Below are 13,984 nucleotides of genomic sequence, written 5' to 3'. Positions count from 1 at the left end.
TCTATCGTGGGAGGAGGTAAGGGATGAACAGAATATTTCGAAACACCATATTTTATTTACTGATATTTCTAGTGGTCATTGGGGTAGTAAGCTTCTTTAACAGCCCTAATACGAAAGAAGACCCGATCACCTATAATACATTCATCCAAAATCTTGAAGAGAACAAAGTAGAAGAGTTTTCCATACAGCCTACTCGTTCCGTCTATGAGGTGCGCGGGAAAATTAAAGGTGCAGAAGAAGGCAAGACTTTCGTCACTGCTGTTCCGAATAGTCCCAGTGCTTTAGAACGTGTGGAAACCATTGCTGAAACGAATAAGATTGTCATGAACGTGGAAAAAGCGGAAGAAACGAGCGGGTGGGTAACCTTCTTTACTTCCATCATTCCTTTTGTCATCATCTTCATCCTATTCTTCTTCTTGCTCAATCAAGCACAAGGCGGCGGAAGCCGTGTCATGAACTTTGGTAAAAGCAAGGCGAAGCTATATAGCGAAGAAAAGAAAAAGGTCAAATTCAAAGATGTTGCCGGTGCTGATGAAGAAAAGCAAGAGCTTGTAGAGGTTGTAGAGTTCCTGAAGGATCCTCGGAAATTCTCTGAGCTTGGTGCCCGCATTCCGAAAGGGGTCCTGTTGGTAGGTCCTCCGGGTACTGGTAAAACCTTGCTTGCAAGAGCGGTAGCCGGTGAAGCAGGCGTACCATTCTTCTCCATCAGTGGATCTGACTTTGTAGAAATGTTCGTAGGGGTCGGTGCATCACGTGTGCGTGACCTATTCGAAAACGCAAAGAAAAATGCACCTTGTATCATCTTTATCGATGAAATTGATGCAGTGGGTCGTCAACGTGGAGCGGGTCTGGGCGGTGGTCACGATGAGCGTGAACAAACCCTTAACCAATTGCTTGTTGAGATGGACGGTTTCGGTGCCAATGAGGGTATCATCATCGTCGCAGCAACGAACCGACCGGATATTCTTGATCCAGCACTACTTCGTCCTGGACGTTTTGACCGTCAGATTACGGTGGACCGCCCAGATCTAAAGGGTCGTGAAGCAGTACTTCAAGTACATGCCCGCAACAAACCTTTAGATGATAACATTAATATGAAAACAATCGCGATGCGCACACCTGGTTTTTCGGGTGCCGACTTAGAAAACCTGTTAAATGAAGCTGCGTTAGTGGCAGCTAGACATGACAAAAAGAAAATCGATATGCTTGATATTGATGAAGCGATTGACCGTGTCATTGCAGGTCCAGCGAAAAAGAGCAGAGTCATTTCCAAGAAGGAACGAAATATTGTCGCTTATCACGAAGCGGGCCATACCATAATCGGTGTCGTCCTTGATGAAGCGGATATGGTACATAAAGTTACCATCGTTCCTCGCGGGCAAGCAGGCGGTTATGCAGTGATGCTTCCAAAAGAAGATCGCTATTTCATGACAAAGCCGGAGCTATTAGACAAGATTGTTGGTTTGTTGGGCGGTCGTGTAGCAGAGGAATTGGTATTTGGAGAAGCGAGCACAGGGGCGCATAACGATTTCCAACGCGCAACTGCCATTGCCCGAAAAATGGTAACAGAGTACGGAATGAGCGAAAAGCTTGGACCATTACAGTTTGGCCAGAATTCAGGTGGCCAAGTGTTCCTTGGACGCGATATCCAAAACGAGCAGAACTACAGCGATGCCATTGCACACCAGATCGATACGGAAATTCAGCGTTTCATTAAAGAATCGTATGAGCGTGCAAAACAAATCCTGACAGAAAACCGCGATAAGCTTGAGCTGATCGCTCAGACTTTGTTAGAGGTTGAAACACTTGATGCAGATCAAATCAAGCACCTTGTGGAAAAAGGAAAACTACCAGAACTTCCTTTAACACAAGCAACTGGTCCAGATGATGTAAAAGTGAACATCAACACTAAAAAAGACGCGGATAAGCTAGATACAACGGACGATAAGAAAGAATAAAAAAAAGATGCCTGGTCTCAGGCATCTTTTTTTGTAGGGAGTTTTGTCGATTTATGTATTTCCCGCGGAATAAGAATTTTTTCTGGGGTTGAATAAGGCGTTGTGTGGTATGATGTAGCCATGTAAATATAGTTGGCTAAGTTAAACAATTATTTTTATTTTCAAGGTTCACTAGCTGGTGATTGGAGCAATAGGCGAAGACTCCTGCGGGAGGTAGCGGTTAGTGGAGACCCCGCAGGCGAAGCCGAGGAGGCTCTCGCAAGCCCCGCGGAAAGCGCAGCCTAGTGCGGAAATCAACAGCGGTGTTTAACAAAGCCAAATAGTTAGTAAAGTGGGGATTATAATGATATTTGTCTTGGATGTTGGGAATACAAATACTGTTATTGGTGTATACGAAGGAGAAGAGTTAAAGCATCATTGGAGAGTGGAAACGAGTCGGAACAAGACCGAGGATGAATTTGGGATGATCATCAAATCCCTTCTTGAGCATGTCGGCCTTTCCTTCAAAGACTTTGAAGGAATTATCATTTCGTCTGTAGTACCGCCAATCATGTTCTCTCTGGAAAGAATGTGCCAGAAATACTTTCATTTAAAACCATTAGTAGTCGGTCCTGGTATCAAAACAGGCTTGAACATAAAATATGAAAATCCGAGAGAGGTCGGGGCAGACCGTATCGTAAATGCGGTAGCGGGTATCCACCTTTACGGAAGCCCGTTGGTCATTGTGGATTTCGGAACAGCTACCACCTATTGTTATATCAATGAGGACAAGCAATATATGGGCGGGGCCATCGCACCGGGTATCAGCATTTCAACGGAGGCCCTTTATTCCAGAGCTTCAAAGCTGCCAAGGATTGAGATAGCGCGACCTGAAGGTGTAATAGGGAAAAACACAGTAAGTGCCATGCAAGCGGGTATCCTTTTTGGTTATGTCGGCCAAGTGGAGGGAATTGTGGAGCGGATGAAACGTCAATCTCCTACTCCTCCGAAAGTTATCGCAACAGGGGGACTTGCTTCCCTTATCGGAAATGAATCGGATGTCATCGACATTGTCGACCCGTTTTTAACGCTTAAAGGATTACATTTGATCTATACAAAGAACACAAAAGAAGATTGAAAATAGAAAGGAGCAACACCCATGTCAGACTATCTTGTTAAAGCACTTGCCTTTGAAGGGCAAGTCCGTGCGTATGCAGTAAGAACAACAGACACCGTATCAGAGGCTCAAAAGCGCCATCAAACCTGGCCAACCGCTTCTGCTGCACTAGGAAGAGCGATGTCTGCTTCTGTTATGCTAGGAGCAATGCTTAAAGGGGAAAACAAACTTACCGTAAAGATTGATGGTGGTGGTCCAATTGGGGTCATCCTAGTGGACAGCAACGCAAAAGGACAGGTAAGAGGGTATGTGACCAATCCACAAACGCATTTTGATTTGAATCAACAGGGTAAGTTGGATGTTGCGCGTGCAGTGGGAACAAACGGAAATCTTTCTATCGTTAAGGACCTAGGTCTAAGAGAGCATTTCTCCGGCCAGACAGAATTGATTTCGGGAGAACTTGGTGAGGACTTCACCTATTATCTGGTCTCCTCTGAGCAAGTTCCATCTGCAGTGGGAGTAGGGGTGCTGGTAAATCCGGATAACTCGATTCTTGCGTCAGGCGGTTTCATCATTCAATTGATGCCGGGTACATCAGAAGAAACCATCACGGTGATTGAAGAAAAGATAAACAATATGACTCCAGTTTCGAAGTTGATAGAAAAAGGACTTACGCCGGAAGAACTTCTGATGGAGATTCTCGGAGCGGAAAATCTGAAGTTCCTGGAGACATTACCGGTGGAATTTAAATGTCAATGTTCCAAGGAACGGTTTGAACGTGCAATCATCTCATTAGGGGAGAAGGAAATCACGGAAATTATAGAAGACGAGGGACAAGCTGAGGCTATGTGCCATTTCTGCAATTCATCCTATAAATTCACCAAGGAAGAGCTAGAAAGTATGAGAGAGCAAGTTAAAGGTTAGGTGACATTGATGCAGCAAAAGGGGCAATTAAAGAGAAAATGGTTATGGAATATTATTTTTGGACTCGTCATTATCAACTGTTTGACCCTGGCATTCTTAGCCAAGCAATCCTTTTCGCTGAAAGAGGCATCAGATGCAGCTGCATTCGTTAATGGCAATGATAATGTAGTTGCCACTGTCGGTGATACGCCAATCACCAGGAAAGCGTTGCTTCAGGAGCTTGAAAAGATGTATGGAGATGAAGTTTCCCGGACGTTGGTAAACCAAGAGGTAGTCCAGCAGATGGCGAAAAAATATAAGGTCACCGTTTCGGATGAAGCAGTGGAGAGGGAATGGAACATGATCAAGACGATGTACACCCGTTCCCCGATGCTTCAGACTTCATCTGAAGAAGTAGTGAAGCAGCAGATCAAATCAAGCCTGCTTTTAGAGGAATTGCTTGTAAAAGATGTTACCATCCCGGAAGAGGAGCTTGAATCCTACTACGAACAAAATAAAGAAACGTTCGCCTTGGACGAAGCGTTCCATCTTTCGCACATCGTAGTGGAGTCAAAAGAGGAAGCAGAGGCCGTGATAAAAGATCTTAAGGGAGGATCGAGCTTCCCTTCTCTTGCGATGGAAGTTTCAACGGATGAGCTTACTGCAAACCAAGGGGGAGACTTAGGTTTCTTAACTGCAAAAACGGAGGTGTACCCAAGCTCCTATCTCGAAGAGGCCAAAGGAATGAAGAATGCTTCATGGAGCGATGCCTTTTCTGTAGATGATCATTATGTGGTGCTGTATTTGCATGAAAAGGTCGAAGGAGTTACATATTCCTTTAAAGAAGTGAAGGATCAAATTCGACGTCAGCTTGCTTTGGAGCATATGGAAGGAACCATGGACCCTTCTATTTTTTGGGAAGAGGTCGGAGTGGAATGGAATCAATCCTCCGCGCAATAAGGATGCGTTTTTCGTCGATGCAAATAAATTGACAATTCAGATTAAGTGGTGTTAAATGGAAGTAATTCCGACAAAAACACTAAGCTTTAAATGAATGGGGGAGTTCAAGTGGTACGAGTTGCAAATTCCATTGATGAGTTAATCGGTCAAACACCTATAGTAAAACTTAATAGAATTGTTGAAGAGGATATGGCGGATGTCTACCTGAAGCTCGAATATATGAACCCGGGCAGCAGCGTAAAGGACCGGATTGCTTTAGCGATGATTGATGCGGCAATAGAGGAGGGAACGCTGAAAGAGGGCGATACGATTATCGAACCTACCAGCGGAAACACGGGGATAGGTTTAGCGATGGTGGCAGCGGCTAAAGGGCTGAAGGCAATTTTGGTCATGCCTGATACGATGAGCTTGGAGCGACGGAACCTGCTTCGTGCTTATGGTGCAGAATTGGTACTGACACCAGGTGCAGAAGGAATGGGCGGTGCGATCCGAAAGGCGGAGGCCATCTCCAAGGAAAAAGATCTTTTCATGCCACAGCAGTTTAACAATAAAGCGAACCCGGAAATTCACCGCAAAACCACAGGGAAAGAAATTGTGGAGCAGATGGGTGATCAGCTTGATGCTTTCGTTTCTGGCATCGGGACAGGCGGAACGATTACCGGTGCAGGGGAAGTGCTGAAGGAAGCTTATCCTGGCATCAAGATTGTAGCGGTGGAGCCAACTGACTCCCCGGTGCTATCCGGCGGGAAGCCAGGGCCGCATAAAATTCAGGGAATCGGAGCAGGATTTGTTCCTTCCATCCTTGATACGGAAATCTATGATCAGGTTATAACGGTCAAAAATGAAGAAGCCTTCGAATATGCCCGTCTTGCTGCAAAAGCGGAAGGTATTTTAGGAGGAATTTCCTCTGGAGCTGCCATTTTTGCCGCATTAAAAGTGGCCAAAGAGCTGGGGAAGGGAAAAAAAGTGTTAGCGGTCATCCCGAGTAATGGGGAACGCTATTTGAGCACGGCGTTATATCAATTTGAAGAATAGGAAATGTTAAGGAAAACAGGTACGTACTGTTTTCCTTTTTTTATTGGGATATAGAAGTGCAATAATCGACAAGTTTCATGTAGAATATAGGTAATATGCAAGTTAGGAGCGTGACAGCAAGAATGCAAAAAGTACCTGTTGGACGTAAGATAGCCTTGGAAGAGAATGAATGGTTTACCCGATATAAAGCGTTGGCTGAAAATAAACCCTATCATATTCTTTTGGAAAGTGGCCGTGGAGGAAGGTATTGTATCATTGGCCTGGACCCTGTAGCTTCCTTGAAGGGTAAAGATACGACGCTCGAGATCACGGATAAGGATGGGAACAAACAAATAGTGAACGGTCATCCTTTGAAGAGGCTGAAAGAATTTGTGTCAGACAGAACCACAAAAAGGCTGGAAGGCTTCCCTGATTTTACAGGGGGTGCCATTGGTTATTTGACCTATGATTGTGTGCGGTTCATTGAAGACCTTCCTTCTATTTCCGAGGATGATCTTGCCATACCGGACTTGTATTTCCTGCTGTTTGACGATGTGTTCGTTTATGATAAAGAGGAAAATTCCCTTTACATGGTGGTCCATGTAAAGGAGGGTGAAGAGGGAACTGCAGAAGATAAGTTGGATAGGTACCAAAAACAATGGAGTAATCAGGTGGAGTCTGCCATCTATCCTTATGTAGCTACCGGCCAATCCTTGAACAGGGAGGTTTCCTTTACGGAAGAATCCTTCATGGAAGCGGTGGAAAAGGTGCAGGAATATATCGCGCAAGGGGATGTATTCCAAGTGAACCTTTCTGTAAGGCAAGCAAAACCGCTTTTGACTCACCCAATGGAGATCTATACTGCTTTAAGAAAAATAAATCCTTCTCCATATATGGGCTATTTGCAATTTCCCGAGTTCCAGCTTGTAAGTGGATCTCCTGAGCTTTTAGTGAAGAAAAAAGGCGAGGTAGTAAGTACAAGGCCCATAGCCGGGACTCGTTCACGCGGAAAGACGGATGCGGAAGATTTGCTGCTTGCCAAGGAACTGATCGAAAATGAAAAGGAGCGCGCGGAGCACGTGATGCTGGTGGACCTGGAGCGCAATGACCTTGGAAGGGTGTGCCAGTACGGTTCAGTGGAAGTCAATGAATTTATGGCGATCGAGAAATATTCGCATGTCATGCATATCGTTTCAAATGTGCAAGGAGTACTGGCGCAGGACAAAGATGTGGATGATATCATTGAAGCTACTTTTCCGGGTGGAACCATCACGGGTGCACCTAAGGTTCGGACGATGGAGATCATTGAAGAACTTGAGCCGGTAAGGCGTTCTGTTTATACTGGTTCTATAGGCTGGATCGGTTTTGATGGCGACATGGAACTGAACATTTCCATCCGGACGATGATTGCAAAAGATGGAATGGCTTATGTGCAAGCGGGAGCGGGTGTGGTAGTAGACTCTGTTCCAAAAAGAGAATACAAAGAGTCCTTGAAAAAAGCGGCAGCGCTATGGAAGGCAAAAGAGTTGAGCGAAGAAGAGCAAAAATTACGAGCTGAGGTGAGAGTATGATTTTAATGATTGATAATTACGATTCCTTCACGTATAACCTTGTACAGTACTTGGGGGAACTTGGGGAAGAACTTGTTGTAAAAAGAAACGATGAAATAACGATAGAAGAAATAGAGGAAATGGACCCGGAATTTCTGATGATATCGCCCGGTCCATGTTCTCCTAATGAAGCGGGTATATCCTTGGATGTAATCCGCCATTTTGCAGGGAAAAAACCGATCTTTGGAGTCTGCCTGGGGCATCAGTCCATTGCCCAGGTATTTGGCGGAGATGTCGTTCGGGCAGAAAGGCTGATGCACGGGAAAACCTCGGAAATGCACCATGATGAGAAAACCATCTTCCGTACCCTGGCCAATCCTTTTACGGCAACAAGATACCATTCCTTGATTGTAAAAAAAGAAACCCTGCCCGACTGCTTTGAAATCACGGCATGGACGGACCAGGATGAAATAATGGCAATCCGCCACAAAGAGCTGCCGATCGAAGGGGTGCAGTTCCACCCGGAATCCATCATGACCTCTGTCGGCAAAGAGTTGTTGCGAAACTTTATCGATACCTATTCCGCAAAGAAGGTGTAGCATGATTGTCTACAAGGATGGTTCGTGGCAGCCGCTCGAACATACGAGCATTCCTGTCATGGACCATGGATTTTTATATGGCGTAGGGCTTTTTGAAACATTTCGAACCTATCAAGGATCACCTTTTCTTTTTCAGGATCATTTAAAAAGATTAAGAGAAGGTCTATCGTCCGTCTATATTGAATGGGAAGAGGATGATGAGTCCCTCGAGGAATTAATCGGGATGGCACTAGAAAAAAACGGTCTGGCCGACGGTGTCCTTCGTTTGAATGTCACAGCGGGCATCAGTAATTGGGGACTGCCCAATGAAACCTATACAAAGCCTTCCACCCTTTTATTCACTAGACCCGTAGCCCCGGTTCAGGATGAAGGAAGAAGGGCTGTATTCCTACAGATTCCCCGCAATACCCCGGAGGGATCTGTTCGTCTTAAATCGCACCACTACCTTAATAATCTCTTAGGAAAACGGGAGCTCGGAAAGCTGTCTGATGACGAGGGGATCTTCCTTACTAGAGAGGGGTACGTCTCCGAGGGGATCGTATCCAATATTTTTTGGGTGAAGAACAATACCCTGTACACTCCAAGTATTTCCACGGGAATCCTAAATGGGGTGACAAGGCAATATGTGATCCACTTGGCATCTCTGCTCGGAGTCAAAGTGGTAGAGGGCGCTTTTACGAAAGAAGAGCTTCTGTGCAGTGAGGAAGTGTTTGTGACCAATTCCACGCAGGAAATGGTCCGGATTTCACGTGTCGATGAGGTTGAATTTTCAAAAATTCAACACCCGCTTTTGGAACGTCTAAGAGAACTCTATAAAGAAAGTACCAACAGGCAGCTACAGTCCTATCAACAGGCAAAGAGGGTTGAAATTCAAAATGGCAAAGACAAACTTATATCAGACTAAATTAACGTGCGGCCCTTATGAGCTTCCGCTTGGAGAGAAAACGCTCATTATGGGAATCCTCAACGCCACTCCGGACTCCTTTTCGGATGGCGGAAAATACAATCATATAGATGTGGCGGTGGAACGCGCCAAGGAACTAATCGGGCACGGAGCGGATATTATTGATATCGGCGGGGAATCCACTCGGCCCGGCAGCATGTATGTGAAAGTCGAGGAGGAACTGGAGCGGGTCATTCCCATCATTTCCGCCTTGGCAAAAGAAATAAATGTGCCAATCTCCATCGACACGTATAAAGCTGAAGTGGCGAAGCAGGCCATTGAGGCTGGTGCGACCATCATTAACGATGTATGGGGGGCAAAAGCGGATCCCGATATGGCGAAGGTTGCTGCAGAATACGGGGTCCCGATCATACTGATGCACAACCGTAAGGAACGGAACTATGCTCAGCTTATTCCGGATATGATCAGCGACCTCTATGAGAGCATTACCATTGCCAAGCAGGCCGGTGTGAAGGAAGAGAACATCGTACTTGATCCGGGTATCGGCTTTGCAAAGACACAAGGGGATAATCTGGATGTGATGAACGCGCTGGAGCACTTCACGGGTCTCGGGTATCCGGTTCTGCTTGGAACCTCGAGAAAATCCTTCATCGGGCATGTGTTGGATGTGCCACCTCAGGAAAGAATGGAGGGTACAGGTGCTACCGTGTGCCTTGGAATACAGAAGGGCTGTCAGATAGTTCGGGTGCATGATGTAAAAGAAATAGCCAGAATGGCCAAAATGATGGATGCCATGCTACAAAGGGGAGGGAGCGCTCATCGATAAAATCTATGTAAACCAGATGAAGTTTTACGGATACCACGGAGTTTTTCCGGAGGAGACGAAGCTCGGGCAACGTTTTGTCATTGATCTCACAGTGGAGCTCGACCTGTCCAATGCCGGCCGATCGGACGACCTGACACAATCGGTCAATTATGCCGACCTCTACAACACGTGCCAGCAGGTAGTGGAAAAGGAAACCCACAAATTGGTGGAGACGGTTGCGGAACGAATTGCGGCAGATGTGCTGGACAACTTTCCTCTTATTGAACGTTGCACTGTCAAAGCGATCAAGCCGGATCCTCCCATACCGGGACACTATGAATCGGTTGCGGTAGAAATTACAAGGAGCAGAAGATGATGAATACCTCCTATATTGCACTGGGGTCCAACCAAGGGGACCGCGCTGACATACTGTCCCGCGCAATCAGGAAATTGGGCGAAGGTGAGGAAGTAGAAGTAGTGAAAACTTCCTCCATTTATGAAACAGATCCGGTCGGATATACTGAACAGGCGAAATTTCTGAACATGGTAATTAAAGTAAACACCTCGTATGCCCCCCTTGAATTATTGAAGTTTCTGCAAGAAACAGAGCATTTTTTTGGCAGAGAAAGAGAGATTCGATGGGGCCCTCGAACTTTAGACCTTGACATTTTATTGTATAACCAAGAAAATATTGAAAATGAAGAGCTTATTATTCCCCATCCGCGAATGTGGGAAAGAGCCTTTGTATTGGTTCCTTTGATAGAGATTGCGGATAGTACATCTATTCCGAATAATATAGATAAAGAAGCACTTCTTGAATTACAAGAAAGAGAAGGGGTACACGTATGGAAGCCGAAAAATGGGGAAGACGTATCCGTGCATTTCGAAAGCTGAAGGGATATACCCAAGAAGCCTTTGCTAAAAATCTAAACATATCTGTTTCCGTACTGGGAGAAGTAGAGCGCGGCAACCGTATGCCAAAAGAAGAATTCCTTCATGCAATTGCGACAGAATTGAAGGTTCCGTTAGAAGAATTAACACCACCAGAACTAAGAACAAGAGAGGAGGTTAAAAGCTAATGTTGAAAATCGGTGATATTACATTGAAAAATCAAGTAGTACTGGCACCGATGGCTGGAGTATGCAACGCAGCGTTCCGTTTGACAGTCAAAGAATTCGGAGCAGGTCTCGTTTGTGCGGAAATGGTCAGCGACAAAGCCATTCTTTATAAAAACGCCAAAACAATGGGCATGCTCTACATTGATGAAAGAGAGAAACCGCTAAGCCTTCAAATCTTTGGAGGAGAAAAAGATACTTTAGTAGAAGCGGCAAAATTTGTAGACAAAAATACGACTGCTGACATTATCGATATTAATATGGGATGCCCGGTCCCGAAGATCGTAAAATGTGATGCAGGGGCAAGATGGCTTCTCGATCCTAACAAAATCTACGAAATGGTTTCTGCGGTAGTAGATGCAGTAGACAAACCGGTTACAGTCAAAATGCGTACCGGCTGGGACGAGGAGCATATCTATGCCATCGAGAATGCCCAAGCAGTGGAGCGTGCCGGAGGACAGGCTGTAGCGGTACACGGCCGTACCCGCGTCCAGATGTATGAAGGGCATGCAGATTGGGACATTATCAAGCAAGTAAAAGAAAACGTAAAAATCCCGGTAATCGGCAACGGCGATGTAGAAACCCCTCAAGATGCGAAAAGGATGCTCGAGGAAACAGGAGTGGACGGCGTGATGATCGGGCGTGCCGCGCTAGGCAACCCTTGGATGATCTACCGTACGGTGCAATACCTTGAAACCGGCAAGCTGGTAGGAGAGCCATCCGTCCGTGAAAAAATGGACGTGTGCAAGCTTCATCTGGACCGTCTGATCGACCTGAAAGGCGAAAATGTTGCCGTGCGTGAAATGCGCAAGCATGCCGCGTGGTATCTGAAGGGCATCCGTGGAAACGCGATAGTGCGTAATTCCATCAATGAATGCAACACAAGATCAGATCTTGTCAGTCTTATAGACAGCCTGGTCGAAGAAAAAGAACAGCAGGAAATGAACATCCAGGTAATTTGACATGCCCATAAGGCTATCCTATAATACCCCTAGATTAACCTTCTAAACTGCCAGTACGATGCTGGCAGTTTTAGCTTTATTTATAGTTGGTAAAAATATAAGATATAGTAATAGATGGAACGTGTTAGAAAAGATATGTAATGACATGTACATAGAAGGAAAGAATAATATGAAGGTTGGAGTTGAGTGTGATGAGTCAAGAAGAATTAAACTTGAATGACCAATTATTGGTGAGACGGGAGAAACTGCAAAAGCACCGAGATAAAGGCTTGGATCCATTTGGAACAAGATTTGAACGTACAAACGATTCAAAACAGCTAATCGCTGAATATGGAGATATCGAGAAAGAGGAACTGGATACAAAAGAAATTTCTGTTACGATTGCTGGCCGGATTATGACAAAGCGCGGAAAAGGGAAGGCGGGCTTTGCTCACATCCAGGACCTGACAGGCCAAATCCAGCTATATATTCGTAAAGACGCGGTCGGAGATGATGCCTATGAAATCTTCAACTCAGCAGACATCGGAGATATCGTCGGAGTAACGGGAATGATCTTTAAAACTAAAGTTGGCGAGCTTTCCATTAAAGCTACTTCATTTGAACTGCTGACAAAAGCATTGCGTCCACTTCCTGAAAAATATCATGGCTTAAAAGACGTAGAGCAACGCTACCGTCAGCGCTACCTGGACTTGATTACAAATCCTGAAAGCAAAGAAACATTTATCGCAAGAAGCAAAATCATCCAAGCGATGCGCCGCTATCTTGATGACCACGGTTACCTTGAAGTGGAAACACCGATGATGCACTCTATCGCAGGTGGAGCTTCAGCACGACCATTCATCACGCACCACAATACACTGGATATGACTCTTTATATGCGTATCGCCATTGAGCTTCACCTGAAACGCCTGATTGTAGGTGGACTGGAGAAGGTCTATGAAATCGGACGTGTGTTCCGTAATGAAGGTGTATCCACTCGACATAACCCGGAATTCACCATGATTGAACTGTACGAAGCGTATGCGGATTACAATGATATTATGAATCTTACAGAAAACCTGATCGCCCATATTGCCAAAGAAGTACTTGGCAGTACAAAAGTGATGTATGCCGATACTGAGGTGGACTTGACTCCACAGTGGAAGCGACTGCACATGGCTGACGCAGTTAAAGAAGCGACAGGTGTAGATTTCTGGCAGCAAATGACGGACGAAGAGGCGCATGCCATTGCAAAAGAACATGGCATCCAAGTAACAGAACATATGCAATTCGGACACATCCTGAATGAGTTCTTCGAGCAGAAAGTGGAAGAAACACTGATACAGCCAACATTCATCTATGGCCATCCAGTGGAAATCTCCCCACTTGCAAAGAAAAATGCCGAAGACCCACGATTCACTGATCGCTTTGAATTGTTCATTGTTGGACGTGAGCATGCTAATGCGTTCACGGAGCTAAATGATCCTATCGATCAAAAAGAGAGATTCGAAGCGCAGCTCAAAGAAAAAGAGCAAGGAAACGACGAGGCGCATGAAATGGATCATGACTTCATTGAAGCTTTGGAATACGGAATGCCTCCAACAGGTGGTCTTGGAATCGGTATAGATCGCATCGTGATGCTGTTAACCAATTCTCCTTCCATTAGGGATGTATTATTATTCCCGCAAATGAGACACCGATAATAGGTAAGGGACTCTTCTTCATCAGTGAGAAGAGTCCCTTTTTTGCATTCTCAGAAACATATTAATAAATAGTCCCATGCAGTGTCATTTAACTTGGATTCCTGCTTAGAATAATGCGATTATTACAACATTAATGTTTCGTAAAATATATTACAAAAAGCTATTGCCTTTAGGGTTGTACGGTGGTATATTTATAAACGTTGTCACGAACGACAGCGTTTCTTCAAAAAAAGAAATGAAAAAAGTTGTTGACACAGATTAAAGAATTTGGTAAGATAATAAAGTCGCCTTGAGAGAGACGGCACAAGAAAATGATCTTTGAAAACTAAACAAAACAACAGCGTCCACGTTAATCCTATAGGGATTAACAAAGAACGAAAAAGTAACATAAGCTAGTCAACATTTGAGCATAAGCTCAAACTCTTTATTGGAGAGT

14 protein-coding genes are annotated in these 13,984 nt (G+C 45.0%); all 14 read left to right on the top strand.

Features of this window, described 5'->3' with window-relative positions; all coding sequences use genetic code 11:
• Positions 1–23 precede the first annotated feature (23 nt).
• The 14 genes from ftsH to lysS all read left to right on the top strand — a co-directional run bounded on the left by ftsH (position 24) and on the right by lysS (position 13,548).
• Positions 24–1,958 carry an ATP-dependent zinc metalloprotease FtsH gene (gene ftsH / locus ACQCT5_RS21320; protein WP_499644940.1) on the top strand — a complete coding sequence of 645 codons (1,935 nt, stop codon included), beginning with the start codon at positions 24–26 and terminating at the stop codon, positions 1,956–1,958.
• A gap of 343 nt (positions 1,959–2,301) precedes the next feature.
• A complete protein-coding gene (locus tag ACQCT5_RS21315; RefSeq protein WP_386645649.1) occupies positions 2,302–3,075 on the top strand; it encodes a type III pantothenate kinase in 774 nt (257 codons plus the stop codon).
• Positions 3,076–3,096: 21 nt separating this feature from the next.
• Complete coding sequence (hslO, locus tag ACQCT5_RS21310; RefSeq protein WP_499644938.1) at positions 3,097–3,978, top strand: Hsp33 family molecular chaperone HslO; 882 nt, start codon at positions 3,097–3,099, stop codon at positions 3,976–3,978.
• Positions 3,979–3,987: 9 nt separating this feature from the next.
• A complete protein-coding gene (locus ACQCT5_RS21305; RefSeq protein ID WP_499644936.1) occupies positions 3,988–4,917 on the top strand; it encodes a peptidyl-prolyl cis-trans isomerase in 930 nt (309 codons plus the stop codon).
• Positions 4,918–5,025: 108 nt separating this feature from the next.
• Positions 5,026–5,952, top strand: coding sequence for a cysteine synthase A (cysK, locus tag ACQCT5_RS21300; RefSeq protein WP_499644934.1), 927 nt, complete (start codon positions 5,026–5,028; stop codon positions 5,950–5,952).
• A gap of 122 nt (positions 5,953–6,074) precedes the next feature.
• Positions 6,075–7,502 carry an anthranilate synthase component I family protein gene (locus ACQCT5_RS21295; protein WP_499644932.1) on the top strand — a complete coding sequence of 476 codons (1,428 nt, stop codon included), beginning with the start codon at positions 6,075–6,077 and terminating at the stop codon, positions 7,500–7,502.
• Positions 7,499–8,080: an aminodeoxychorismate/anthranilate synthase component II gene (pabA, locus tag ACQCT5_RS21290; protein WP_499644930.1), complete on the top strand. Its 582-nt coding sequence runs from the start codon at positions 7,499–7,501 to the stop codon at positions 8,078–8,080. Before ACQCT5_RS21295 ends, pabA begins: the two co-directional genes overlap by 4 nt.
• 1 nt (position 8,081) lies before the next feature.
• Entirely contained in the window at positions 8,082–8,984 is a 903-nt protein-coding gene (pabC, locus tag ACQCT5_RS21285) for an aminodeoxychorismate lyase (protein WP_499644928.1), read from the top strand.
• Positions 8,956–9,810 carry a dihydropteroate synthase gene (gene folP / locus ACQCT5_RS21280; protein ID WP_499644926.1) on the top strand — a complete coding sequence of 285 codons (855 nt, stop codon included), beginning with the start codon at positions 8,956–8,958 and terminating at the stop codon, positions 9,808–9,810. Before pabC ends, folP begins: the two co-directional genes overlap by 29 nt.
• Positions 9,803–10,165 (top strand): dihydroneopterin aldolase, encoded by a 363-nt coding sequence (gene folB / locus ACQCT5_RS21275; RefSeq protein WP_499645008.1) that lies wholly within the window; start codon positions 9,803–9,805, stop codon positions 10,163–10,165. Before folP ends, folB begins: the two co-directional genes overlap by 8 nt.
• Positions 10,162–10,683, top strand: coding sequence for a 2-amino-4-hydroxy-6-hydroxymethyldihydropteridine diphosphokinase (gene folK / locus ACQCT5_RS21270; protein WP_499644924.1), 522 nt, complete (start codon positions 10,162–10,164; stop codon positions 10,681–10,683). The genes folB and folK overlap by 4 nt, the downstream gene beginning before the upstream one ends.
• Positions 10,635–10,868 (top strand): helix-turn-helix domain-containing protein, encoded by a 234-nt coding sequence (locus ACQCT5_RS21265; RefSeq protein WP_499644922.1) that lies wholly within the window; start codon positions 10,635–10,637, stop codon positions 10,866–10,868. Before folK ends, ACQCT5_RS21265 begins: the two co-directional genes overlap by 49 nt.
• Positions 10,868–11,866, top strand: coding sequence for a tRNA dihydrouridine synthase DusB (gene dusB / locus ACQCT5_RS21260; RefSeq protein ID WP_499644920.1), 999 nt, complete (start codon positions 10,868–10,870; stop codon positions 11,864–11,866). The genes ACQCT5_RS21265 and dusB overlap by 1 nt, the downstream gene beginning before the upstream one ends.
• A 191-nt stretch (positions 11,867–12,057) precedes the next feature.
• Positions 12,058–13,548, top strand: coding sequence for a lysine--tRNA ligase (lysS, locus tag ACQCT5_RS21255; protein WP_499644918.1), 1,491 nt, complete (start codon positions 12,058–12,060; stop codon positions 13,546–13,548).
• Positions 13,549–13,984: the final 436 nt, after the last annotated feature.

Origin of the sequence: Sutcliffiella halmapala, from assembly GCF_050107295.1 — a bacterium.
Classification (GTDB): Bacteria; Bacillota; Bacilli; order Bacillales; family Bacillaceae_I; genus Sutcliffiella_A; species Sutcliffiella_A halmapala_A.
Note: the sequence above shows the minus strand (reverse complement) of the source record. Positions and strands in the feature narration are given on the sequence as shown.